Origin of the sequence: Streptomyces sp. NPDC016469 (assembly GCF_040632905.1) — a bacterium.
In the GTDB taxonomy this organism is placed as follows: domain Bacteria; phylum Actinomycetota; class Actinomycetes; order Streptomycetales; family Streptomycetaceae; genus Streptomyces.
In genome coordinates this window covers 264,938-287,841 of sequence record NZ_JBEYCQ010000002.1, presented here as the reverse complement: position 1 = coordinate 287,841, position 22,904 = coordinate 264,938, and the positions used below count along the sequence as shown (strand labels likewise).

23 protein-coding genes and 1 riboswitch are annotated in these 22,904 nt (G+C 71.0%); of the genes, 8 read left to right on the top strand and 15 right to left on the bottom strand.

Annotation, left to right across the window (positions count from 1 at the left end):
- Positions 1–27: 27 nt before the first annotated feature.
- Positions 28–567 carry a TIGR00730 family Rossman fold protein gene (locus ABZ565_RS03225; RefSeq protein ID WP_361019895.1) on the bottom strand — a complete coding sequence of 180 codons (540 nt, stop codon included), beginning with the start codon at positions 565–567 and terminating at the stop codon, positions 28–30.
- Between the two features lie 77 nt (positions 568–644).
- On the opposite strand from ABZ565_RS03225, the gene ABZ565_RS03220 reads away from it, so the two are divergent.
- Positions 645–980 carry a DUF427 domain-containing protein gene (locus ABZ565_RS03220; RefSeq protein WP_361019892.1) on the top strand — a complete coding sequence of 112 codons (336 nt, stop codon included), beginning with the start codon at positions 645–647 and terminating at the stop codon, positions 978–980.
- Positions 981–1,147: 167 nt separating this feature from the next.
- On the opposite strand, the gene mnmA is transcribed toward ABZ565_RS03220, so the two are convergent.
- Positions 1,148–2,278: a tRNA 2-thiouridine(34) synthase MnmA gene (gene mnmA / locus ABZ565_RS03215; RefSeq protein WP_361019889.1), complete on the bottom strand. Its 1,131-nt coding sequence runs from the start codon at positions 2,276–2,278 to the stop codon at positions 1,148–1,150.
- 61 nt (positions 2,279–2,339) lie between these two features.
- On the opposite strand from mnmA, the gene ABZ565_RS03210 reads away from it, so the two are divergent.
- Positions 2,340–3,017, top strand: a complete 678-nt coding sequence (locus tag ABZ565_RS03210; protein WP_361019886.1) for an N-acetylmuramoyl-L-alanine amidase — start codon at positions 2,340–2,342, stop codon at positions 3,015–3,017.
- On the opposite strand, the gene ABZ565_RS03205 is transcribed toward ABZ565_RS03210, so the two are convergent.
- The 3 genes from ABZ565_RS03205 to ABZ565_RS03195 form a co-directional block, all read right to left on the bottom strand.
- Positions 3,010–4,179 (bottom strand): cysteine desulfurase family protein, encoded by a 1,170-nt coding sequence (locus ABZ565_RS03205; protein WP_361019883.1) that lies wholly within the window; start codon positions 4,177–4,179, stop codon positions 3,010–3,012. The genes ABZ565_RS03210 and ABZ565_RS03205 overlap by 8 nt on opposite strands.
- 87 nt (positions 4,180–4,266) lie before the next feature.
- Positions 4,267–4,536: a DUF4190 domain-containing protein gene (locus tag ABZ565_RS03200; protein ID WP_361019880.1), complete on the bottom strand. Its 270-nt coding sequence runs from the start codon at positions 4,534–4,536 to the stop codon at positions 4,267–4,269.
- Positions 4,533–4,685, bottom strand: a complete 153-nt coding sequence (locus tag ABZ565_RS03195; protein ID WP_361019877.1) for a hypothetical protein — start codon at positions 4,683–4,685, stop codon at positions 4,533–4,535. Before ABZ565_RS03195 ends, ABZ565_RS03200 begins: the two co-directional genes overlap by 4 nt.
- 126 nt (positions 4,686–4,811) lie before the next feature.
- On the opposite strand from ABZ565_RS03195, the gene ABZ565_RS03190 reads away from it, so the two are divergent.
- Positions 4,812–5,462, top strand: a complete 651-nt coding sequence (locus tag ABZ565_RS03190; protein ID WP_361019875.1) for a TetR family transcriptional regulator — start codon at positions 4,812–4,814, stop codon at positions 5,460–5,462.
- A gap of 18 nt (positions 5,463–5,480) precedes the next feature.
- Here the strand turns inward: ABZ565_RS03190 and ABZ565_RS03185 are convergent, their stop codons facing one another.
- The 10 genes from ABZ565_RS03185 to ABZ565_RS03140 all read right to left on the bottom strand — a co-directional run bounded on the left by ABZ565_RS03185 (position 5,481) and on the right by ABZ565_RS03140 (position 16,172).
- Positions 5,481–6,317 (bottom strand): thioesterase family protein, encoded by an 837-nt coding sequence (locus ABZ565_RS03185; protein ID WP_361019872.1) that lies wholly within the window; start codon positions 6,315–6,317, stop codon positions 5,481–5,483.
- Between the two features lie 58 nt (positions 6,318–6,375).
- Complete coding sequence (locus tag ABZ565_RS03180; protein ID WP_361019870.1) at positions 6,376–7,035, bottom strand: trimeric intracellular cation channel family protein; 660 nt, start codon at positions 7,033–7,035, stop codon at positions 6,376–6,378.
- An 18-nt stretch (positions 7,036–7,053) separates the two neighbouring features.
- Positions 7,054–8,385 (bottom strand): dipeptide ABC transporter ATP-binding protein, encoded by a 1,332-nt coding sequence (locus ABZ565_RS03175; RefSeq protein WP_361019867.1) that lies wholly within the window; start codon positions 8,383–8,385, stop codon positions 7,054–7,056.
- Positions 8,382–9,485: an ABC transporter ATP-binding protein gene (locus tag ABZ565_RS03170; RefSeq protein WP_361019864.1), complete on the bottom strand. Its 1,104-nt coding sequence runs from the start codon at positions 9,483–9,485 to the stop codon at positions 8,382–8,384. The genes ABZ565_RS03175 and ABZ565_RS03170 overlap by 4 nt, the downstream gene beginning before the upstream one ends.
- Positions 9,482–10,471 (bottom strand): ABC transporter permease, encoded by a 990-nt coding sequence (locus ABZ565_RS03165; protein ID WP_073963840.1) that lies wholly within the window; start codon positions 10,469–10,471, stop codon positions 9,482–9,484. The genes ABZ565_RS03170 and ABZ565_RS03165 overlap by 4 nt, the downstream gene beginning before the upstream one ends.
- 89 nt (positions 10,472–10,560) lie before the next feature.
- Positions 10,561–12,324, bottom strand: a complete 1,764-nt coding sequence (locus ABZ565_RS03160; protein ID WP_361019861.1) for an ABC transporter substrate-binding protein — start codon at positions 12,322–12,324, stop codon at positions 10,561–10,563.
- Positions 12,325–12,368: 44 nt separating this feature from the next.
- On the bottom strand, positions 12,369–13,361 hold the full coding sequence (locus ABZ565_RS03155) for an ABC transporter permease (RefSeq protein ID WP_361019858.1): 993 nt from the start codon (positions 13,359–13,361) through the stop codon (positions 12,369–12,371).
- A 349-nt stretch (positions 13,362–13,710) separates the two neighbouring features.
- Positions 13,711–14,478 carry an enhanced serine sensitivity protein SseB C-terminal domain-containing protein gene (locus tag ABZ565_RS03150; RefSeq protein WP_361019855.1) on the bottom strand — a complete coding sequence of 256 codons (768 nt, stop codon included), beginning with the start codon at positions 14,476–14,478 and terminating at the stop codon, positions 13,711–13,713.
- 114 nt (positions 14,479–14,592) lie between these two features.
- Positions 14,593–15,363 carry an enhanced serine sensitivity protein SseB gene (locus ABZ565_RS03145; protein WP_361019853.1) on the bottom strand — a complete coding sequence of 257 codons (771 nt, stop codon included), beginning with the start codon at positions 15,361–15,363 and terminating at the stop codon, positions 14,593–14,595.
- 125 nt (positions 15,364–15,488) lie between these two features.
- Positions 15,489–16,172, bottom strand: coding sequence for an AAA family ATPase (locus tag ABZ565_RS03140; protein ID WP_361019850.1), 684 nt, complete (start codon positions 16,170–16,172; stop codon positions 15,489–15,491).
- 185 nt (positions 16,173–16,357) lie between these two features.
- Positions 16,358–16,451, top strand: a riboswitch (glycine riboswitch).
- Positions 16,452–16,594: 143 nt separating this feature from the next.
- On the opposite strand from ABZ565_RS03140, the gene gcvT reads away from it, so the two are divergent.
- The 5 genes from gcvT (at position 16,595) to metG (ending at position 22,875) form a co-directional block, all read left to right on the top strand.
- Positions 16,595–17,761 carry a glycine cleavage system aminomethyltransferase GcvT gene (gene gcvT, locus ABZ565_RS03135; protein ID WP_361019847.1) on the top strand — a complete coding sequence of 389 codons (1,167 nt, stop codon included), beginning with the start codon at positions 16,595–16,597 and terminating at the stop codon, positions 17,759–17,761.
- Between the two features lie 101 nt (positions 17,762–17,862).
- Positions 17,863–18,240, top strand: coding sequence for a glycine cleavage system protein GcvH (gene gcvH, locus ABZ565_RS03130; protein ID WP_361019845.1), 378 nt, complete (start codon positions 17,863–17,865; stop codon positions 18,238–18,240).
- A 19-nt stretch (positions 18,241–18,259) separates the two neighbouring features.
- Positions 18,260–19,519, top strand: coding sequence for a serine hydroxymethyltransferase (gene glyA, locus ABZ565_RS03125; protein WP_361019843.1), 1,260 nt, complete (start codon positions 18,260–18,262; stop codon positions 19,517–19,519).
- Positions 19,520–19,684: 165 nt separating this feature from the next.
- Positions 19,685–21,067, top strand: coding sequence for an L-serine ammonia-lyase (locus tag ABZ565_RS03120; protein WP_361019840.1), 1,383 nt, complete (start codon positions 19,685–19,687; stop codon positions 21,065–21,067).
- A gap of 101 nt (positions 21,068–21,168) precedes the next feature.
- Positions 21,169–22,875: a methionine--tRNA ligase gene (gene metG / locus ABZ565_RS03115; RefSeq protein ID WP_361019837.1), complete on the top strand. Its 1,707-nt coding sequence runs from the start codon at positions 21,169–21,171 to the stop codon at positions 22,873–22,875.
- The last annotated feature ends 29 nt before the right edge of the window (positions 22,876–22,904 follow it).

Sequence of the window (22,904 nt, the reverse complement as noted above, 5' to 3'; positions counted from 1 at the left end):
TCCGCCGCCCGGGCCCCGTACGTCACATCACTGCAGGCCGGCCGACTCCTCCAGGTAGGCCAGGGCGCCGACGCCGTCCTCCGCGAAGAACACCAGCTCGGTCAGCGGGAGCGGCAGGAATCCCTCGTCCTCCATGCGCTGGAACTGCTCGCGCAGGCCGTCGTAGAAGCCGGCGGTGTTGAGCAGGACGACCGGCTTGGTGTGCTTGCCGTGCTTCTTCAGCTCCAGGATCTCGGTCGCCTCGTCCAGCGTCCCGGTGCCTCCGACCATGATCACGATCGCGTCGGACTTCGCGAGCAGGAGCGCCTTGCGCTCGGCGAGGTCGCGGGCGATGACCATCTCGTCGGCGTCGGTGCGCGCCTTGGCGGCCAGGAAGTCCACCGAGACGCCGACCAGCTTCCCGCCCGCCTCCTGGACGCCGTCGGCGACGACCTTCATCAGGCCGCTCTCGGAGCCGCCCCAGACCAGGGTGTGGCCGCCGCGCCCCAGCAGCTCGGCGAATTCGCGGGCGGGCACGGTGTAGCGGTCGGGGAGGTCGGCGGCGGAGAGGAAGACGCAGATGTTCATGACTGCCACGGTAAGGCCCGGCGGACGGGGGCCCGCGGGCGGGGAAGAATCACGCACCGGGAGGGGCTGTGAGAGGTATGACTTCCATCCGAGGACACCGCATCACCGTCGAGCCCGGCACGGAGCACGTCCGCGTGGTACGCGACGGGCTCCTGCTCGCTGAGAGCCGCCGCCCGCTCGTCCTGCGCGAGACCGGCTGTCCGGTCCGCTACTACCTGCCGCCCGAGGACGTCCGTACGGAGCTGCTGACGCCGTCGGACACCCGCACGCACTGCCCGTTCAAGGGGGACGCGTCCTACTGGTCGCTGCCCGGAGCCGCCGACCTGGTCTGGGCGTACGAGGAGCCGAAGGCCGAGGTCGAGGCGATCAAGGACCACTTCTGCTTCTACGACGCGGAGCTGGTCGCGCGCTGACCACGACGGCCCCGGCCGGGACGGCCGCCCGGATGCGGCGGGGGCCGGTGTGGCGGACCCTGAAATGCGCGGTGCGCACATCCTGAGCGCCCCGCACGGCCACGCCCGTACTGGGGTCGGGCGTTGCCGTGCGGGGCTTTGCACGCGCGGACGCGGCGGCCGGGGGTTCAGCGCGCCGGCGCGGTCTCCCGGCGTGCCGTCGTCGCGATCGTCGCGGAGCCGACCACGCGGGTGCCGTCGTACAGCACGACCGCCTGGCCCGGGGCGACCCCCCGCACCGGCTCGGTGAACGTGACGTGCAGCGTGCCGTCGGTCAGCTCGGCGGTCACCTCGGTCTCGCCGCCGTGGGCGCGGAGCTGCGCGGTGTACGTCCCCGGGCCGGACGGGGGTGTGCCGCACCAGCGGGGCCTGATCGCGGTGAGCGCGGTGACGTCCAGGGCCTCGGCGGGGCCGACGGTCACCGTGTTGTTCACCGGCGAGATGTCCAGGACGTAGCGCGGCTTGCCGTCGGGGGCCGGGTGGCCGATGCGCAGGCCCTTGCGCTGGCCGATGGTGAAGCCGAAGGCGCCCTCGTGGGTGCCCAGCTTCGCCCCGGACTCGTCCAGGATGTCGCCCTCCGCCTTGCCGCCGAGGCGGTCCGCGAGGAAGCCCTGCGTGTCGCCGTCCGCGATGAAGCAGATGTCGTGGCTGTCGGGCTTCTTGGCGACCGCGAGGCCCCGGCGCTCGGCCTCGGCGCGGATCTCGTCCTTGGTGGTGAGGGTGTCGCCGAGCGGGAACATCGCGTGGGCGAGCTGGCGCTCGTCCAGGACGCCGAGCACATAGCTCTGGTCCTTGGCCATGTCCGAGGCGCGGTGCAGCTCCCGGTTGCCGTCCGCGCCGGTGACGACGGTGGCGTAGTGGCCGGTGCACACCGCGTCGAAGCCGAGCGCGAGGGCCTTGTCGAGGAGCGCGGCGAACTTGATCTTCTCGTTGCAGCGCAGGCACGGGTTGGGGGTGCGCCCCGCCTCGTACTCGGCGACGAAGTCCTCCACGACGTCCTCGCGGAAGCGTTCCGCCAGGTCCCAGACGTAGAAGGGGATGCCGATGACGTCCGCGGCGCGGCGGGCGTCGCGGGAGTCCTCGATGGTGCAACAGCCCCGGGCGCCGGTCCGGAAGGACTGCGGGTTCGCGGAGAGGGCGAGGTGCACACCGGTCACGTCGTGGCCCGCCTCGGCGGCGCGGGCCGCGGCGACGGCGGAGTCGACACCGCCCGACATGGCGGCGAGCACACGGAGGGGGCGCTGGGGAGTCTCAGTCATAGCCCCACCAGGGTACGTGGGGGCGGGAACCGAAAGCGCGCGGATATGCGTTGTCCGTCACATGGGGACCAAGGGGACGGACGGCGGCGGCACCGGGACCGGGATCAGCCGGCGCTCGGTGCTGATCGGCGGTGCCGTCACGGCCGTGGGCACGGCGGCGCTGGCGCGGGACCGGCTGAAGCGGGCCTGGTGGCGGATGCCGGGCGTGGAGAAGCCGCGCACCCCGGGGGCCGTGGATTACGCGGGGGCGCGGTGGGTGGCGGCGGCGGAGGCGAACTGGCGGCGGGCCGACCGCCCCGACGACTACGGCATCGACCGGGTGGTCATCCATGTCACGCAGGGCAGCTTCGGCAGCGCGGTCCGCGCCTTCCAGGACCCCGGGCATCAGGCGGCGGCGCATTACGTGGTGCGCAAGGACGGGCACGTGACGCAGATGATCCGTGAGCTGGACGTGGCGTTCCACGCGGGCAACCGCTCGTACAACGAACGCAGTGTGGGGATCGAGCACGAGGGCTTCGTGGAGCGCCCGCAGGACTTCACCGCCGCGATGTACGGGGCGTCGGCCAAGCTCACCGCGGCGATATGCGGACGTTACGACATCCCGGTGGACCGGGAGCACGTCATCGGGCACGTCGAGGTGCCGGGCGCCGACCACACCGACCCGGGCCGCGGCTGGGACTGGGACCGCTACATGGAGCTGGTCCGGCGCGCGGCCACCTCCGGCGAGCGCGCTAACTGAGCCCCGCCGACCGCGCCCGCTCGACCGCCGGGCCGATCGCCCGGGCCACGTCCTCGACGTCCTGCTTGGTGGAGGTGTGGCCGAGCGAGAAGCGCAGGGTGCCCCGGGCCAGGTCCGGGTCGGTGCCCGTGGCGAGCAGGACGTGACTGGGCTGGGCGATCCCGGCGGTGCAGGCGGAGCCGGTGGAGCACTCGATGCCCTGGGCGTCCAGCAGCAGCAGGAGCGAGTCGCCCTCGCAGCCGGGGAAGGTGAAGTGCGCGTTGGCCGGCAGCCGGCCGCCCGGTGCCGGGTCGCCGCCCAGGAGGGCGTCGGGGACCTCCGCCAGGACGGCGGCGGCCAGCTCGTCGCGGAGCGCGCCGGTCTCCCGGGCGAAGTCCTCGCGCCGGCCGGCGGCGAGCCGTCCGGCGACGGCGAACGAGGCGATGCCCGGCACGTCCAGGGTGCCCGAGCGCACATGGCGCTCCTGTCCGCCGCCGTGCAGCACGGGCACCGGCGTGTACTCGCGGCCGAGCAGCAGCGCGCCGACACCGGTGGGCCCGCCGATCTTGTGCGCGCTGACGGTCATCGCGGCGAGCCCGGACGCGGCGAAGTCCACGTCGAGCTGGCCGAACGCCTGGACCGCGTCGGCGTGCATCGGGATCCCGTACTCGCGGGCCACCTCGGCCAGTTCGCGTACCGGCAGGATCGTGCCGATCTCGTTGTTGGCCCACATCACGGTGATCAGCGCGATGTCGTCGGGGTCCCGCAGGACCGCCTCGCGCAGCGCCTCGGGGTGGACGCGCCCGTACCGGTCGACGGGGAGGTATTCGACGGTCGCGCCCTCGTGGGCGGCCAGCCAGTCGACGGCGTCGAGGACGGCGTGGTGCTCGACGGGGCTGGCGAGGACCCGGGTGCGGCGGGGGTCGGCGTCGCGGCGGGCCCAGTACAGGCCCTTCACCGCGAGGTTGTCCGACTCGGTGCCGCCGGAGGTGAAGACCACCTCGCTGGGGCGTGCGCCGAGGGCGTCGGCGAGGGATTCCCGGGACTCCTCGACGGTACGGCGGGCCCGGCGCCCGGCGGCGTGGAGTGAGGACGCGTTGCCCGTGACGGCGAGCTGCGCGGTCATCGCCGCGATCGCCTCGGGAAGCATCGGCGTGGTCGCGGCGTGGTCGAGGTAAGCCATGGTGGGCTCGATTCTACGAGCCCCGGCCGGGGCGTACGGCGGGCGCATGGGGTCCCGGGGCCCGCGCACCGCGTGCGGCGGTGCCGGTCAGCCGCCGAAGCCCCAGGAGACGGTGCCGTTTCCGGTGACCAGGAAGGCGAGGACCACCAGGTCGGCGACGCCGAGCGCGAGGCCGAGGAAGGCGCGGCCGCGCCGTTCGGTGGAGCGGGCCAGGGCCACGAGCGCCATGACGATGGCGGCGGGGCCCAGCAGGAGGTTCATCACCAGCAGCCCGACGAGCCCCAGCACGAACGAGGCGACGGCGAGGCCGTCGGCGTCCCGGCGGAGGCGCGGGGCGGCTTGACCCGGCGCGCTCATCGGGACCCCCGCGCCCGCTCGCGCACGGCGAAGACCAGCAGCCAGCAGCCGATGAGGGCGCCGAGGACGAGCGACAGCGGAAGGGGGATCTGGGCCACCGCTCCCAGCACGATCCCCAGCAGGAGCAGGGCGGCGACGAGGACGATCATGTTCGGCCTTTCCGTGCGCGGACGGATGTACGGGCGGAGCACTCAGAGAACGACTGTTCACTGACTCATGAGTCTAAACCCGTGCACCCCTTCCCCGGTCCGGAGAACAGTTGTTTACTGAATGGCATGAGTCACACCGCCGGCATCCGAGGGAACGGCATCCGCGAGAGCCAGAAACTGAAGACACGCCAGGCGCTGCTCGACGCCGCCCTGGGGCTGCTGGCCGAGCAGAGCCTGAGCAGCCTCGGGCTGCGCGAGGTGACCAGGGCGGCCGGCATCACGCCCACGGCCTTCTACCGGCACTTCGAGAGCGTGCCCGCCCTCGGGGTGGCCCTGGTCGAACAGACCCTGGGCAGCCTGCACGGCATGATCGGCGCGATACTCGCCGGGACGGGTGACAGCGAGGTCCGGCTCGACCGCAGCGTGGAGCTGATACGGCGTCACGTACGGGAGCAGCCCGCGCACTTCCGCTTCATCGCACGGGAGCAGCAGGGCGGGGTCGGCCCGGTCCGCGAGGCCATCGCGGCACAGCTGCGGCTGTTCGCCGAGGAGGTGGCGGCGGCCCTCGCGGCGGAACCGGAGTCGAAGGGCTGGGCCGAGGAGGACCTGCTGATGCTGGGCGGTCTCTATGTGGACCACATGGTGATCACCGCGTCGGCCCTGCTGGACGCGGGCCCGGCGGACGACGAGCGGGTGGCCCGGACGGCGGGGCGCCGGCTGCGGCTCATCGCACTGGGCGCCCTGCACTGGCTCGACGAGCCGGCACAGGGCGCCTGAGGAAGGGCAGGGGTTACGTCAGCCGCGCGGGGCGCGGGCCAGCTGGCGGGACTGGGCGACCAGGCGGTCGGCGCTGTCCCAGACGTCCGCGTCCTCCTCCAGGAAGCCGCCCGCCAGGTTGCGGGTGGTGATGGAGACGCGGAGCGGGCCCGGGGCCGGGCGGCAGCGGACGTGCGTGGTGAGCTCGATGGTGGGCGTCCAGCCCTTGAGCCCCAGCTCGAACGAGGTCGGCGGCAGCGCGTCCACGGTGAGCAGCAGGGAGAGCGGGTCGGCGTCGCGGCCGTCGGCAAGACCGAACCAGCCGCGCATCTCGCCCTTGCCGGAGGGCTGCCCGACCGCCCAGCCGATGGTCGCCGGGTCCAGCTTGATGTCGAGCCGGTCGGTGATCGCCGAGCTGCCCGGGATCGGCGCCGGGCCGTCGCTGGGGCCGAGGCAGTGTTCGCGCGGCGGGATGGCCGGCGGCTTCGCGGAGGTGCGGATGTCGTCGCTGAGCGCGTCGAGGTCGCCGTAGGTGGCGAGGACGCGGATCCGCTCGACCTCGGTGCCGTCCTCGGCGTACTGGAAGAGCGAGGCCTGACCGGTGGAGAGGGTGCGGCCGGTGCGGACGGTCTGGGTCCGGATCACCGCCGGGCCGGGTACCGACGCGGTGAGGTAGTGCGCGGAGACGGAGAACGGGTCGGAATGCGGCAGGGCCTCGCCGAGCGCGCGGCCCAGCATCGCCAGCAGGTAGCCGCCGTTGACGGCCTGGATGATCGTCCAGCCCGCCGAGAGCTCCGCGTCGTAGACGCCCTCTTCGCGCAGGGTGACCGCGGTGTCCCGGTCGAACTCGCTGTCCCCGATGGTTGCCTGTGCCATGGGGGCACCGTACACCGATTGTATTACTGAGCGGTAGCTTTTTGGGTCCCGGAGTAGGTCACGCCTCCTCCGCCCGCGCCGAGCGCCGGTTGTAGGCGCGCGGGGCCCGCCAGTGGAAGCGGAGCGCGAGGAGCCGCAGGACGAACGCGGTGATCACGGCCGCGCCGCTGGTCAGGGCGTTGAGCGCGTCGAAGCGGATGCAGAGCACGATCATGGTGGCGCCCACCATGGCGGGCACCGCGTACAGGTCGCGGTCCCAGCGCAGCAGCGACGGCACCTCGTTGGCCAGGACGTCCCGCAGCACCCCGCCGCCGACCGCCGTGGCCAGGCCCAGCGCCGCCGACGAGGTGAGGCCGAGCCCGTAGTCGTACGCCTTCACCGTGCCGGTGACGCAGAACAGCCCGAGACCGGCGGCGTCGAAGACGTTCACGCCGACCTGGATGCGCTCCACGTGCGGGTGGAGGAAGAAGACCAGAGCGGCGGCGAGCAGCGGGGTGGTGAAGTACCCCAGATCCGTGAAGGCCGCGGGTGGCACCGCGCCGATGATCAGGTCACGGAACAGCCCTCCGCCCAGCGCGGTCACCTCGGCGAGCACCGCGATGCCGAAGACATCGAAGTTCTTGCGTACGGCGAGCAGGGCGCCCGAGATCGCGAAGACGAAGATCCCCACGATGTCGAGCGCGTGCTGGACGGAGGGCGTGAACAGTTCGTTGAGCACCGGGCAATTGTGCCCGTCCTACTCCTTCGTACCGTCCGGGGCGGGCTCGGAGGGCTCGGCGGCCTTGGCGGGCTCCTCAGGCGCCTCAGTCGCGGGCTCCTCCGGCGCCTCGGCCACGGACTCCTCCGGCGCCTCGGCCACGGACTCCTCCGGCGCCTCGGCCACGGACTCCTCCGGCGCCTCGGCCACGGGCTCCTCAGGCGCCTCGGCCGCGGGCTCCTCCGGCGCCTCGGCCGAAGGCTCCTCCGCGGGCGCCGACCGGACCGTGATGACGTCCGCGACGAGCGGGGCGTCGCCCGGCACCTGGTCCTCGCCGTTCTCCGGGTGGTGGCAGGCCACCTGGTGCCCGGTCTTCAGCTGGAGCAGCGGCGGCTCGGTCGTCCCGCAGACCTTCGTCGCCTTCCAGCACCGGGTGTGGAACCGGCAGCCGGTGGGCGGTGAGATCGGCGACGGCACATCGCCCTTGAGCAGGATGCGGTCGCTCTTGGCACCGCGCCGGCGCGGGTCCGGCACGGGCACCGCGGACATCAGCGCCTTGGTGTACGGGTGCATCGGCGCCTCGTACAGCGACTTGCGGTCCGCCAGCTCGACGATCTTGCCGAGGTACATGACCGCGATCCGGTCCGAGACATGGCGGATCACCGACAGGTCGTGCGCGATGATCAGGTACGTGAGCCCGAGCTCGTCCTGGAGGTCGTCCAGCAGGTTCACCACCTGCGCCTGGATCGACACGTCCAGCGCGGAGACCGGCTCGTCCGCGACGACCAGCTTGGGCTTGAGCGCGAGCGCCCGGGCGATCCCGATGCGCTGGCGCTGGCCGCCGGAGAACTCGTGCGGGTAGCGGTTGTAGTGCTCGGGGTTGAGCCCGACCAGCTCCAGCAGCCGCTGGACCTCCGCCTTCACGCCGCCCTCGGGCTTGACGCCCTGGAGCCGGAAGGGGGTGGAGACGATCCCGCCGACCGTGTGGCGCGGGTTCAGCGAGCCGTACGGGTCCTGGAAGATCATCTGGATGTCGCGCCGCATCGGCCGCAGCCGTCCGGCGGACAGGTGGGTGATGTCGCGGCCCTGGAACTCGACCTTGCCGCCGGTCGGTTCCAGCAGCCGGGTCACCAGCCGGCCCATGGTCGACTTGCCGCAGCCGGACTCGCCGACGACGCCCAGGGTCTCCCCGGGGCGCACGTCGAAGGTGAGCCCGTCGACCGCCTGGACCGCGCCGACCTTGCGCTTCAGCACGCCCTTGGTGATCGGGAAGTGCTTGACCAGGCCGTCCACCTTGAGGAGCGGTTCGGGGCCGGACCCGTCCGACCCGGCCGCGGCCGGCGCGGGAGTCTTCTTGTTCAGCTCAGTCACAGCTTCGGCGCAATCTCTTCGGTCCAGATCCGTTCGCGCTGCTCACGCGACATGTGACACGCGGAGTAGTGCCCGTCGCCGACCTGTCGCAGCTCCGGACGCTCGGTGCGGGTGATGTTGTCGGGCGGGACGTCGGCGTACGGGCAGCGCGGGTGGAAGGCGCAGCCCGACGGGACGTTGATGAGACTGGGCGGCGAGCCCTTGACGGGGATCAGCCGCTCGGTCTGCTCCCGGTCGATCCGCGGCATCGAGCCGAGCAGGCCCCAGGTGTACGGATGCTGGGGCTCGTAGAACACCTTCTCGGCGGAGCCGCGCTCGACGCACCGGCCCGCGTACATCACGAGGATCTCGTCCGCGATCTCGGCGACGACACCGAGGTCGTGGGTGATCATGATGACCGCGGAGCCGAACTCCTTCTGCAGATCGCGGATCAGGTCGAGGATCTGCGCCTGGACGGTGACGTCGAGGGCGGTCGTCGGCTCGTCGGCGATGAGCAGCTGCGGGTTGTTGACCAGGGCCATCGCGATCATCGCGCGCTGGCGCATGCCGCCGGAGAACTGGTGCGGGTAGTCCTCGAACCGGCGGTGCGGCTCGGGGATGCCGACCCGGTCGAGCATCTCGACGGCGCGCTTCCTGGCGGTCTTCTTGTCGACCTTGTGGTGGACCCGGTGGGCCTCCACGATCTGCGCGCCGATCGTGTAGTACGGGTGCAGGGCGGACAGCGGGTCCTGGAAGATCATGGCCATCTTCTGGCCGCGCAGCCTGCGTACGCGCTCGGCGCCCGCGCCGATCAGCTCCTCGCCCTCGAGCCAGATCTCGCCGCCGATCCGGGCCCGCTCCGAGGTGTGCAGGCCCATGATCCCCAGCGAGGTCACGGACTTGCCGGAGCCGGACTCGCCGACGATGCCGAGGGTCTGGCCGGCCTCCAGGTCGAAGCTGACGCCGTCCACGGACTTGACCAGGCCGTCGTCGGTGTCGAAGTGGACGCTGAGGTCGCGTACGGAGAGGAACGGGTGGCCGTCGCCCTCGCGCGGGGCCGGCACGGTCCCGGCTGTCCGGGAGTCCTTCTCGGTCGAGTCCTTCTTGGTCGCGCCGCTCATGAGAGCCTCACCCGGGGGTCGATCGCGGCGTACACGAGGTCCACCAGCAGGTTGCAGATGACGATGAAGAAGGCCGCGACCAGGGTCACGCCCATCACCTTGGGCAGGTCGGCGGTGGTCACGCCCTGGATCGCGAAGGCGCCGAGCCCCTGGAAGGAGAAGACGCGTTCGGTGATGACCGCGCCGCCGAGGAGCAGCGCGAAGTCCATGCCGAAGATCGTGACCAGCGGGGTGAGCGCGGACCGCAGCCCGTGCTTGACGACCACCTTGCGTTCCTGGAGACCCTTGGCGCGCGCGGTCCGGATGTAGTCCTCGCTCATGGTCTCCAGCATCCCGGCCCGGGTGAGCCGGGCGTAGAGCGCGGAGTACAGCAGGGCGAGCGTGCACCAGGGCAGGACCAGGCTGCCCGCCCAGGCGACCGGGTCCTCGGTGATGGGCACGTACTCCCCGTTGCCGAAGAGCGCCAGGACCACCAGGCCGGTGAAGAACATCGGGAGGGAGACGCCGGCGAGGGCGACGCCCATGGAGAGGCGGTCGAAGAGCGAGCCCCGCTTCAGCGCGGAGACGACGCCGATGGCGACACCGGAGACGACCCAGATGACGGCGGCACCGACGGCCAGCGAGAGCGTGACCGGGACCCGGTCCACGAGCTGCGGCCAGATCTCGGTGTGCGTCTTGAACGAGTAGCCGAAGCACGGGGCGTTGCACGTGACGGGGTCGGGGCCGAACTGGTACTGGGCGCCGACCACGATGCCCTTGATGAAGTGCCAGTACTGGAGGTACAGGGGCTGGTCCAGCCCCAGGTTCTTCTTGACCGCGGCGATGACGTCGGGGTCGGGGCTCTTCCCCACGTACTGGGCGGCCATGGAGTCGAGGGTCTGCCCGCCGAGGCGGGGCACCAGGAAGAAGATCGCGAACGTGACTGCGCTGACCACCAGCAGCAGCAACACCGCGGCGAATACGCGTCGGATGATGTACGCAGCCACAGCCGTGCGGCGCCGGGCGGGTGGGGCGGGATACCCCGCCGCCCGGCGCCTTCACCTGCCTTTCAGGGGATGCTTTTGATGAACAGGCGCTACTTGGTGGACGTCATGAGCACGTAGTCGTACATGCCGAGGTACGCGTCGGTGACGGTGACGTTCGCCGCGGAGTCCGGGCGGTAGAGCAGGTTCTTGCGGTAGAAGAGGGGAACGACCGAGGCGTTCTCCATGACCTTCTGGTCGACCTCGCCCCACGTGGCGTTGCGCTCCGTGGTGTCGACGGTCCCGATGCCCTTGACGAGGAGGTCGTTGATCCCCTTGTCGTTCAGCTCCATCAGGTTGGTGCCGCCGGAGGGCTTGATGGCCGAACCGTTGACGATCTGGTCGAGGAAGCCGAAGCCGGTCGGCCAGTCGGCGCCCCAGGCCATCATCATCATGCCCGCGTTGTTCTTGTGGACCCAGGCCGGGACGCCCGCGAAGTCGGTGAAGTACTTGTCCGCCGGGAACTGCTTGATCTCGGCGGTGACCCCGATCGCCTTCAGGCTGTTCTGGAGCTGCGTGGCGGCGGTGACCTCGTCAGGACGGTCGGAGCGGGCCGTCAGCGTGGTCTTGAAGCCGTCCTTGTGACCGCACTTGGCCAGGTGCTCCTTGGCCTTGGCCACGTCGCCCTTGCTGCCCTCGGTCGGGTACAGGTCGAACTTCTTGTAGCCGGCGACGGTCGGGGGGATGACCGTGCTGGCCGGGTCGCCCTTGACCGGACCGCCGATCGAGTCGACCATGCTCTTCTTGTCGACGGCGTACTGGACGGCCTTGCGGCACTCGACGTTGTCGAACGGCTTCACGTTGACGTTCAGCGCGAGGTACTGCAGGGCGCCGGCGTACGGGTTGTCCGTCTTCGCCTTCTCCGCCGCCTTGACCAGGACCTTGGGCTGGGTCTTGGACTGCAGACCCGTGCCCGCGATGTCCGCGGTGGTCTCGTCGTTGAGCAGGTGCTCGTCGACCGTGGTGGGGTTGACGTTGAACTTGAGCTGGATCTTCTCCGGCAGCGCCTTGCGGATCGGGTCCGTCTTCGGGTCCCACTCCGGGTTGCGGACCAGGGTCGCGCCCTTGCTCTCGTCGTACGCCGAGAACTTGTACGGACCCGAGGAGACCATCTTCTGGACGTAGCTGGCGCCCGTGTCGGCCTTCTGCTGGATCGGCGCGGTCTGCGAGAACGCGGCCAGGTAGTCCATGTCCGCGAACGGCTTCTTCAGGTGGAAGACGATCGTGTACTTGTCCGGGGTCTCGATGGACTTCAGACCGTCGGAGGACTTGTCCTTGTACGGACCCTTGTACTTGTCGCCGCCTTCGAGGTACGCCTTGAAGTACGTCGGGCCGTTGGACAGGGCCTCCGGCGCGAAGTTGGAGCGCTCGACGGCGTACTTGACGTCCTGCGAGGTGATCTCGGAGCCGTCCTCGAACTTCACGCCCTTGCGGAGCGTGTACGTCCAGGTCTTCGCGTCCGCGCTGGCCTTGCCGAGACCGGTGGCGAGGTCCGGGACCACCTTCAGGCTGTCCTTGCCGGCGGCCGGCTGGAAGGTCACCAGCGAACGGGCGTACAGGCGGGAGAAGTTCTGCACCCAGCCGTAGTACGTGTTGCCGGGGTCGAGGGAGTCCGGGCCACTGGAGTGCTCGTAGGTGACCGTCCCGCCCTTCTTGGTGCTCGGGTTGACGATGCTCGTCAGGCCGGCGTCGGCCTTGGCGTTGCCACCGCCGCCGCCCTTGCCGCCGCCGCCGTCCGAGTCCTTGCTGCACCCTGTGGCGGCGAGCGACACCGCGATCGCGACGGCTATGAGCGCCGCTGTCTTCTTGTTCTGCATGCTGAGGAAAGCCCCCTCGCTAGTCCTGTGCGGCACTGCCGCGATTACTTGCCACGAGGGTCGAGTGCGTCACGCAGCCCGTCCCCCAGCAGGTTGAAGGCCAGCACGGTGATGAAGATCGCCATGCCGGGGATGACCATGAACATCGGGTCCACCTCGTAGAGGTCGACCGCCTGCGTGAGCATGCCGCCCCAGGAGGCCTGCGGCGGGGCGATGCCGACGCCCAGGAAGGACAGGGCCGCCTCGAAGAGGATGTTCGTGGGGATCAGCAGCGTCGCGTACACGAGGATCGGCGCCACCAGGTTGGGCAGCAGTTCCCGGAAGAGGATGAACGGGCCCCGGGCGCCCAGCGACCGGGCGGCCTCCACGAACTCGCGTTCGCGCAGCGACAGCGTCTGCGCGCGCACGATGCGGCCGATGTACGGCCAGCTGAAGAAGCCGATCACGAAGATCAGGACCGCGATCCGGAGCGTGAGCCCTTCCATTCCGAAGGCGTTGCCCTGGAGGGAGGCGGAGATGGAGATCGCGAAGAGCAGCAGCGGGAAGGCCAGGAAGGTGTCCATCAGCCGGCTGATCAGGCTGTCCACCCAGCCGCCGTAGAACCCGGCCACGACACCCATGACGACGCCGATGGCGACGGAGAGCAGGGTGGAGCCGACGGCGACCACGAGCGAGACCCAGGAGCCTTCGAGGATGCGCGCGAAGATGTCGCGTCCGGTCTGCGGTTCCACGCCGAACGGGTGGTCCCAGCTCATCCCGCCGAAGTCGCCCTTGGGCGCCAGCATGACGGGGTCGACCAGGCTCTGGTTGAACGCGTCGGGGTCGAGCCCCAGGAGGGACTGGAGGGGCTTGGACAGCACCGCGGTGAGGATCAGCAGGACGACAACGATGCCACCGGCCATCGCCGCCTTGTCCCGCTTGAAGCGGGTCCAGGCGATGCGGCCGAGCGAGCGGCCCTCGATCTCCTTGCGGCCCGCGCCTTCCAGCACCGCTTCGGGCCGCGTATCCGCCCTGGTGGTCTCGATAGGTGCCGTCATTGCGCTGGAGACCCCTCTCGGCCGGCGGTGGCCGGCCCGTGACCGCCGCGGTAGCGGCTCCTACATAGCCCGATTCGAGTGACGGCGCCCGTCGGCCCTGCCCGAAAAGGGGGGCGACTACGGGCACAGAGCACCTGTTGCGAGGGAGTCTTCAGCCACTTCGCGCACACCCGCCAGACCTGACGGGGAATGTTTGCTCAAACGTGATGACGCCAAAATGCTTCCGGTATCCGAACAGCCGGACTCGGCAATCGGGCCTCCCGGTCACAAAACAGCGATAACGAACACTTCGCGCACGAACGCCGAAGTGCCCGCAATGCCCCCGATTCGCCGGAGACCTGACGCGGGCTCAGTACGCGGGTGCCTGCGGGTAGCCGTAACCGGGCGCGGCGTGCGCCTCGCGGTCGTAGAAGGGGCGGGAGTTGGCGCGCAGCCACATCGCGACCGGGTCGTACTCGTCGGACATCGCCACCGTGGAGACCGGCAGCCCCTCGGGGACGGCCCCGATCGACTGGCGCATCATCCCGCGCACCGCGTCGACGGACGGCCTGCTCGTGTCGTACAGGTCGAGGCCGACGGCGAGGTACGGGACGCCGAGCGCGGGCTGCACCCAGGCGCGGCGCAGCGAGCGGATCGCCGGGGTGTGGTGGGCGTTCTGCGTGAGCTGGGCGTAGAACTGCGGGATCTCGATGGCGGGTTCGCTGATCCGCAGCGGCCCGGCGGGCATCCGGTCGAGGCCGGTCGCGATGCGGCGCAGGTCAAGCCAGGGAATGCCGACGCCGCCGCCCGGGGCGTGCGGATTGAGCCAGACGCCCCAGCGGTCGGGGTAGAGGGCGCGCGCGATGTCCAGTCCGGCGGCCACCTCGTGGTCCCGGCTCCAGCCGCTGGCGGTGAGCTCCTGGGGGGAGGTGACGCACGGGGCGTAGCCGAGGCCGTCGACCTCCATGTTCCCGTACTGGGCGTCGGGGGCGCCGGGGCGGCCGTGCCAGAGGAGCATCCAGACCCGGCCGGCCGCCAGGGCCTGGAGCAGCGCCTCGTACGCGTCGTAGCGCCCGGGCGCGACCTGTCGCAGCATGTGCTCGACCTGACCGGCCGCCGCGGTGCCTGACGCACTCACCCTGGGTCCCGCCCCTCGTAGATCCTCTGCTCCGGCCACCGGGCATCGGCCTTCGGCCATCAAACCAGCTTATGCGGCCCCGCCGTCACCGGCTTGACGCCACGGCCGCCCCCGTCACTCCGGGGCGCGCGTGTAGAAGGGCCGGACCCGCTCGCGCATCCAGTCGGCGACCGGGTCCTGCGCCACGTCGAGGAGGACGAGGTTGACCGGCCACGGCACCGCGACGCGGCCCAGCGCCCGGCCCAGGGCGTCCATCGGGGCGCTCTGTCCGGCGCCGTCCCAGGTGGAGAACTCGACGCCGACGAAGAGCACGGGGTCGTCGCCCTCGATGCTGGCCAGGACCCGGCGGGCGGTGCGGACGACGCCGCTCTCCTGGAACTCGCCGGCCGCGGCGGCCAGGAAGTCGACGGGCTCCTCCTTCCAGTCCGGCTCGTACAGCCGGACCCGGCCCCCGGTGGCGGGGCCGTCGAGCGGGGTGCGCCCGGCCCGGCACAGCTCGGCGACGGCGGGCGGGGGCAGCGGCAGGCCGACGGCGCCGCCCGGGTTCACGGCGATGCCGAGCTGCGGGGGCAGACCGCGGGCGAACTCGACGGCGGGGGCGACGGTGAAGGACATCTGCGCGCCGACGCAGGTGAGGAACTGGTGCTCGGAGCTGTAGACGGGGACGTACGCGGCGCCGTCGATCTCCATCGCGGGCAGATCGAGGTCCCGGGCGTCGGGCCCGCCGCCGCCCGGCAACGGCACCCAGACGTGGCTGCGGCCGAGCACCTCCAGCAGCCGGCCGCCCGCTTCCGGGGTGCCGAGCGAGGCGCCCAGCACCTCTTCGAGTTCATTGGCCGGCCAGCCGCCCTGCGGCAGGCTCCCGGCCTGTGCCGGAATGTCCACTGCTTCCCTCTCGCCCCGGTGCCGTGCAGCACGAGGGTACGGCCTCGCCCGGCTTCCGCCGGACCCCGGGGCTGGCCGGAAACCGCCCGTCCCCGGCTACTGTCCGGTCGTTGGACGGTCCGTTTTCAGCCGTCGGTCTGTGCGTTTGCGAACGTGATGCGGCTGAGCGCCCCGGCCGCCTCGCGGTCGAGCAGCACCGCCGAGGCGCAGCCGCGCGGGAGCAGCCCCGCCTCGGTGTCCCGCAGCAGCCGCCCCACGGCTCTGCGGTGCCGGGCGAAGGCGTACGCGGAGACGCCCCGGCCGCGTTCGCGCTGGCCCTCGCGCGCGGTCCGGGCGGAGACGTCGAGGAGGACCAGGTGCAGGCTGGTGCCCCGGCGCCGGGCGTGGCGGGCGAGCCGGGCGCGGACCCAGCTCTGCGTACCGCAGTCGTGGACGACGACGGAGGCGCCGGAGCGCAGCACCCGCCGCAGCCCCCGGTAGTGGGCGAGGCGGACGAGCGGGCGGTAGAGGACGTACGGGAGTAAACGGGGGAGCCGGCGGGCCCAGCGGTCCCGGGTGTCCTGGGAGTCGATCGCGTACGCCGGGGCGGTGCGGGAGATCAGGGTCGACTTGCCGCTGCCGGGGAGCCCGGAGACCACCACGACGTCCCCGGCGGCGAAGCGCAGGGCGCGCGGGCCGGGCCCCGCGCGGCCTCGCAGATCCCGGACGACGGGCGGATGCGTGCCGACCGCCTGCCGGGGCGGTGAGCCGGACTGCGCGGGCAGCGCGCTGCTCGTGATTCCCGCGGTCGTCGCGTAGCGCAACGTCATCGCCTCCCCCTGGCCGTACGGCCGACGCGTGCAGGACCGATACCTACCCCGGAAGTGTAAAGAAAAGGTAATGCGGCACAACCGTCCGACCCGCCGTGAAGGCGTGACCGGCCCCACCGGTCCCGGCCGCCCCACTCCCCCGTAATGCGTGCGATGATGACCCCGCCAACTGCATACAGGCCGCTTGAATCCGCGCGGGAGAGTCCCGGTCACCGTGCCGGGCGCCGAAGGAGCAAGATCCTCCCTTGAATCTCTCAGGCCCCGTACCGCGTGGATGAGGCAGATCTGAAAAGCGAGCCGCCCGGCGGCTCCACCCAAGGTGCAAGCCGACCCCCGCGGGGCCTCTCGGCGAACCTCTCAGGTTCCGATGACAGATGGGGAGGGATCGTCCTCGCCGTCGTCATGCCCTGGGAGCCCGTTTCATGAGCAGCACCCCCCGTCTCACCGCCCTCCCGTCACCCGCCGCCACCCTGTCTGACGGTGCTGCGCACCAAAGCCCTATTCAAGCCCTGCATCGTTCGCTGGGCGCCACGATGACCGACTTCGCGGGCTGGGACATGCCGCTGCGTTACGCCAGCGAGCGCGACGAGCACAACGCCGTCCGCGCGAAGGCCGGCCTCTTCGACCTGTCCCACATGGGCGAGATCACGGTCACCGGCCCGCAGGCCGTGGACCTGCTGAACTACGCGCTGGTCGGCAACATCGGCACGGTCTCGACCGGCCGGGCCCGCTACACGATGATCTGCGCCGAGGACGGCGGCATCCTGGACGACCTGATCGTCTACCGCCTCCAGGACGCGGAGTACATGGTCGTCGCCAACGCCGGCAACGCCCAGCTCGTCCTGGACACGCTCACCGGGCGCGCCGCCGGCTTCGACGCCGAGGTCCGCGACGACCGCGACGCCTACGCGCTGCTCGCCGTCCAGGGCCCCGAGTCCCCGGCGATCCTCGCGGCCGTGACCGACGCCGACCTGGACGGCCTGAAGTACTACGCCGGACTGCCCGGCACGGTCGCCGGGGTGCCCGCGCTGATCGCCCGTACCGGCTACACCGGCGAGGACGGCTTCGAGCTGTTCGTCGCGCCCGGCCACGCCGAGCGGCTGTGGCAGGCGCTCACCGATGCGGGCGCCGCGCACGGCCTGATCCCGTGCGGCCTCTCCTGCCGTGACACGCTGCGGCTGGAGGCGGGCATGCCGCTGTACGGGCACGAGCTGACGACCTCGCTGACCCCGTTCGACGCCGGGCTCGGCCGGGTCGTGAAGTTCGAGAAGGACGGCGACTTCGTCGGCCGCAAGGCGCTGGAGGCCGCCGCCGAGCGCGCCGAGACCGCCCCGCCGCGCAAGCTCGTCGGCCTGGTCGCCGAGGGCCGCCGGGTGCCGCGTGCCGGGTTCCCGGTCGTCGCGGACGGCCGGGTCATCGGCGAGGTCACCTCCGGGGCCCCCTCCCCCACCCTGGGGAAGCCGATCGCCATGGCGTACGTCGACGCGGCGCACGCCGAGCCGGGCACCGCCGGAGTCGCGGTGGAGATCCGAGGCAGCCACGAGCCGTACGAGGTCGTGGCGCTCCCCTTCTACAAGCGCAAGAAGTAGAACCGTAGGACCCGGCCGGTGCCGCCCACGTGACGCGGTCCCGTCTCACCCCGTAAGACCACCGTTCATCCGCACTCCCCGCGTACAGGAGAATTCAGACCATGAGCAACCCCCAGCAGCTGCGGTACAGCAAGGAGCACGAGTGGCTGTCGCCCGCCGAGGACGGTGTGGCCACGGTCGGCATCACCGAGCACGCGGCCAACGCGCTCGGTGACGTCGTCTTCGCGCAGCTCCCCGAGGTCGGTGACACGGTGACCGCGGGCGAGACCTGCGGCGAGCTGGAGTCGACCAAGTCGGTCAGCGACCTGTACTCGCCGGTGAGCGGTGAGATCACGGAGTCCAACCAGGCCGTCGTGGACGATCCGTCGCTGGTCAACTCCGCTCCGTTCGAAGGCGGCTGGCTGTTCAAGGTACGCGTCGCGGAGGAGCCGAAGGACCTGCTCTCCGCCGACGAGTACACCGCGTTCTCCGGCAACTGAGACCCCAAGGGACCACCTGATGTCGCTTCTCAACTCCTCCCTCCACGAGCTGGACCCGGACGTCGCCGCCGCCGTCGACGCCGAGCTCCTGCGCCAGCAGTCCACGCTCGAAATGATCGCCTCGGAGAACTTCGCTCCGGTCGCCGTCATGGAGGCGCAGGGCTCCGTCCTGACCAACAAGTACGCCGAGGGCTACCCCGGCCGCCGCTACTACGGCGGCTGTGAGCACGTCGACGTGGTCGAGCAGATCGCGATCGACCGGATCAAGGCGCTCTTCGGCGCCGAGGCCGCGAACGTCCAGCCGCACTCCGGTGCACAGGCGAACGCCGCCGCGATGTTCGCGCTGCTGAAGCCGGGCGACACGATCATGGGCCTGAACCTGGCGCACGGCGGTCACCTGACCCACGGCATGAAGATCAACTTCTCCGGCAAGCTCTACAACGTGGTCCCGTACCACGTGGACGACACCGGTGTCGTGGACATGGCCGAGGTGGAGCGCCTGGCCAAGGAGTCCAAGCCGCAGCTCATCGTCGCCGGCTGGTCGGCGTACCCGCGTCAGCTGGACTTCGCCGCCTTCCGCCGCATCGCGGACGAGGTCGGCGCGTACCTGATGGTCGACATGGCGCACTTCGCCGGTCTGGTCGCCGCGGGCCTGCACCCCAACCCGGTGCCGCACGCCCATGTCGTCACCACCACCACGCACAAGACCCTCGGCGGTCCGCGCGGCGGTGTGATCCTCTCCACCCAGGAGCTCGCCAAGAAGATCAACTCGGCGGTCTTCCCGGGTCAGCAGGGCGGCCCGCTGGAGCACGTGATCGCGGCCAAGGCGGTCTCCTTCAAGGTCGCGGCGGGCGAGGAGTTCAAGGAGCGCCAGCAGCGCACCCTGGAGGGCGCCCGCATCCTGGCCGAGCGCCTGGTCCGGCCCGACGTCACCGAGGCGGGCGTCTCCGTCCTGTCCGGCGGCACCGACGTGCACCTGGTCCTGGTGGACCTGCGCAACTCCGAGCTGGACGGGCAGCAGGCCGAGGACCGGCTCCACGAGATCGGCATCACGGTCAACCGGAACGCCATCCCCAACGACCCGCGCCCGCCGATGGTCACCTCCGGCCTCCGGATCGGCACCCCGGCCCTGGCCACCCGCGGTTTCGGCACCGAGGACTTCACCGAGGTCGCCGAGATCATCGCCTCGGCCCTCAAGCCGTCCTACGACGCGGACGACCTGAAGGCCCGGGTCGCGAAGCTGGCCGAGAAGTTCCCGCTGTACCCCGGCCTGAAGTAGCCGACCAGGCGCATTCGCGCCTCCGGGAGGGGCACCCGCACACTGAACAGTGGGCGCGGTGCCCCGTCCCTTGTCCCCCGCTTTGTCTCATGCACTCCGGGCCGCCCGCGCCCGTACCGCACCACCCGGCAGACAACGGCGTCTACCAACCCTTAGGAGTCACCCGTGGCCATCTCGGTCTTCGACCTGTTCTCGATCGGCATCGGCCCGTCCAGCTCCCATACGGTCGGCCCCATGCGCGCGGCCCGTATGTTCGCGCGCCGCCTGAAGAACGAGGGCCTGCTCGCCCACACCGCCTCGATCCGGGCGGAGCTGTACGGCTCGCTGGGCGCCACCGGCCATGGCCACGGCACCCCCAAGGCGGTCCTGCTCGGCCTGGAGGGCGAGTCCCCGCGCACCGTCGACGTCGAGACGGCCGACGAACGGGTCGAGGCGATCCGCGCCGGCGGCCGGATCAACCTGCTCGGGATGCACGAGATCCCCTTCGACGCGGACGAGCAGCTGATACTGCACCGCCGCAAGGCGCTCCCGTACCACGCCAACGGCATGACCGTCTTCGCGTACGACGCCGAGGGCGCCCCGCTCCTGGAGAAGACGTACTACTCGGTCGGCGGCGGCTTCGTCGTGGACGAGGACGCCGTGGGCGAGGACCGGATCGTGCTCGACGACACGGTCCTGAAGCACCCCTTCCGCACCGGCGACGAGCTGCTGCGGCTGGCCCGCGAGACCGGTCTGTCGATCTCCTCGCTGATGCTGGAGAACGAGCGCGCCTGGCGCACCGAGGAGGAGATCCGCTCCGGGCTCCTCTCCATCTGGCGGGCCATGCAGGCGTGCGTGACGCGCGGGATGTCCCGCGAGGGCGTCCTGCCCGGCGGCCTCCGGGTGCACCGCCGCGCCGCGAAGACCGCCCGGCAGCTGCGCGCGGAGGGCGACCCCCAGACGCACGCCATGGAGTGGATCACCCTCTACGCGATGGCGGTCAACGAGGAGAACGCGGCGGGCGGGCGCGTGGTCACCGCCCCGACGAACGGCGCGGCCGGCATCATCCCGGCCGTCCTGCACTACTACGTGAACTTCGCGGCGGGCGGCGCGACCGAGGCCGAGAAGGACGACAGCATCGTCCGCTTCCTGCTGGCGGCCGGCGCGATCGGCATGCTGTTCAAGGAGAACGCCTCCATCTCCGGCGCCGAGGTCGGCTGCCAGGGCGAGGTCGGCTCCGCCTGCTCCATGGCCGCCGGCGCCCTCGCCGAGGTCCTGGGCGGCACCCCTGAGCAGGTGGAGAACGCCGCCGAAATCGGCATGGAGCACAACCTGGGCCTCACCTGCGACCCGGTCGGCGGACTCGTCCAGATCCCGTGCATCGAGCGCAACGGCATGGCCGCGGTGAAGGCGGTCACGGCGGCGAAGATGGCCCTGCGCGGCGACGGCAGCCACAAGGTCTCCCTGGACAAGGTCATCAAGACGATGAAGGAGACCGGGGCGGACATGTCCGTCAAGTACAAGGAGACCGCCCGGGGCGGGCTCGCGGTGAACATCATCGAGTGCTGAGGGCACCGGAAATCCGGTAAAGGGGGGTGTCCCCCGTTCGATAGGATGCAAACGGCCTGCGACAGAGGCACCGGCACCGTAGAAATTGGGAGCATCCGACGATGACTCGACACCTGATCACCAGCGCGCTTCCCTATATCAACGGGATCAAGCACCTGGGGAACCTGGTCGGGTCGATGCTCCCGGCGGACGTCTACACGCGGTATCTCCGCCAGCGGGGCGAGGAGGCGCTGTACATCTGCGCCACCGACGAGCACGGCACCCCGGCGGAGCTGGCCGCGAAGGCGGCCGGGCTGCCGGTGGCCGAGTTCTGCGCGCAGCAGCACGACGCGCAGAAGGCGGTCTACGACGGGTTCGGGCTCGCGTTCGACTACTTCGGGCGCAGCTCCTCCGCCGAGAACCGCGAGATCACCCAGCACTTCGCTCGCAAGCTGCATGAGAACGGCTTCATCGAGGAACGGGCGATCCGCCAGGTCTTCTCGATCGCCGACGACCGCTTCCTGCCGGACCGCTACATCGTCGGTACGTGCCCGCACTGCGGGTACGACAAGGCGCGCGGCGACCAGTGCGAGAACTGCACCCGCGTCCTGGACCCGACGGACCTGATCGAGCCGCGCTCCGCGATCAGCGGCAGCAGCGAGCTGGAGGTCCGGGAGACCAAGCACCTCTTCCTCCTCCAGTCGAAGCTGTCCGGCGAGGTCGAGGCGTGGATCGACGAGACCAGCGACGAGTGGCCGCACCTGGCGTCCTCGATCGCCCGCAAGTGGCTCACCGAGGGCCTGCACGACCGGGCGATCACCCGTGACCTGGACTGGGGCGTGCCGGTCCCGGCCGACACCTGGCCGGAGCTGGCGGCCGAGGGCAAGGTCTTCTACGTCTGGTTCGACGCCCCCATCGAGTACCTCGGGGCGACGAAGGAGTGGGCGGACCAGGAGCCGGAGAGCCGGGACTGGAGGTCCTGGTGGTACGAGGCGTCCGACGTCCGGTACACGCAGTTCATGGCCAAGGACAACGTCCCGTTCCACACGGTGATGTTCCCGGCCATGCAGATCGGCACCCGGGAGCCGGTCAAGCGGGTCGACCACGTCAAGGCGTTCAACTGGCTGAACTACTACGGCGGCAAGTTCTCGACGTCGCAGCAGCGCGGCATCTTCTCGGACACCGCCCTCGAACTGCTGCCCGCCGACTACTGGCGCTACTTCCTGATGGCACAGGCTCCGGAGTCGGACGACACGTCCTTCACCTGGGAGCTGTTCGCCACCTCGGTGAACAAGGACCTGGCCGACACCCTCGGCAACTTCGTGAACCGGGTGCTGTCCTTCTCGCGCAAGCGGTTCGGCGACGACGTGCCGGCGGGCAAGGAGGCCGGGGAGGCCGAGCGGAAGCTGGGCGAGGAGATCGCGCGGCTGCTCGCGGAGTACGAGGGCCACATGGAGGCGCTCCAGTTCCGCAAGGCGGCCCAGGCCCTCCGGGCGCTGTGGAGCGCGGGCAACTCCTACCTGGAGGAGAAGGCCCCCTGGCTGGAGATCAAGACCGACCAGGAGGGCGCCGCGCTCACCCTGCGCACCGCGATGAACCTGATCCACCTGTACGCGGTCGTCTCGGAGCCGTTCATCCCGTCGTCCGCGCGGGCCATGCGCGAGGCGTTCGCCCTGGCGGACGACACGGCGACCTGGGTGAGCGCCGACGAGGCCCGCGCCCTGGCGTCCGTGCCGGCCGGGACCGCCTTCACGGTGCCGCCGGTGCTCTTCGCCAAGATCACCGACGAGGACCTGGAGGCGTGGCGCTCGCGCTTCGGCGCCCAGTAGTCCCCGCGTAGTCCTACGTCGTCGCCCGG